The organism is Vibrio anguillarum, assembly GCF_001989995.2.
GTDB lineage: Bacteria > Pseudomonadota > Gammaproteobacteria > Enterobacterales > Vibrionaceae > Vibrio > Vibrio anguillarum.
The window spans coordinates 1-603 of record NZ_JAHGUP010000221.1; the positions used below are offsets into that span (position 1 = coordinate 1).

The following is a 603-nucleotide window of genomic DNA, read 5'->3' on the forward strand; positions in this document are numbered from 1 at the left end:
AACGCCGCGTTAAGGTGTGACAAACGTTTGCCATACTTGAGCGAAGCGAAACCGGCAAGCGTTTGGAATCACTCTTAAACGCTTTGTTAGCTGAATTTTTCCATAACAAAGTTCTGCAGTTTTTGGCCCCGAACTTCTATCGCTTGCTCTTTTACAACCTTAAAACCAAATTTTTCGTAGAAAGGGCGAGCTGTAATACTGACCTCAGAACAATACTTGGTAATGCCGCGAGATTTACCAACTTTTAAAACGTGCTCCATAAGGCAACGTGCAACGCCTTTGCCTTGGTAATCATGATGACAAAAGAAATGATCGATTAAACCACTTTCTTGAAGGTCAGCATAACCAACAATGACACCCTCTATTTCTGCAATAAAAGGTGAAATAGCGTTTAGTTTATTCTTCCATATCTTGCGGTCGAAATTATCTGGTGCCCAAGCCTCAACTTGCTCTTGGGAATAGTCTCGTCGATTCACGTTACGAACTGTATGATAAAAAAGCTTCCACAACTCACTTGCGTCAGAATCTTCGTATTTTCTAATTTTGATCATGCTACTTATACCAACATTCAGCTAACGCCCGCCTAAGGGGCTGGCAACGCAT

At 41.8% G+C, this 603-nt stretch carries 1 protein-coding gene; it reads right to left on the minus strand.

Going from position 1 to position 603, the window contains the following annotated elements; translation table 11 throughout:
* Window positions 1–86: 86 nt before the first annotated feature.
* Complete coding sequence (locus tag PL85_RS18585) at window positions 87–551, minus strand: GNAT family N-acetyltransferase (RefSeq protein ID WP_017048741.1); 465 nt, start codon at window positions 549–551, stop codon at window positions 87–89.
* Between the last annotated feature and the right edge of the window lie 52 nt (window positions 552–603).

What these genes read in the sequence shown, in the direction of transcription:
- PL85_RS18585 (WP_017048741.1), bottom strand. Translation starts at nt 551, where the DNA reads ATGATCAAAATTAGAAAATACGAAGATTCTGACGCAAGTGAGTTGTGG.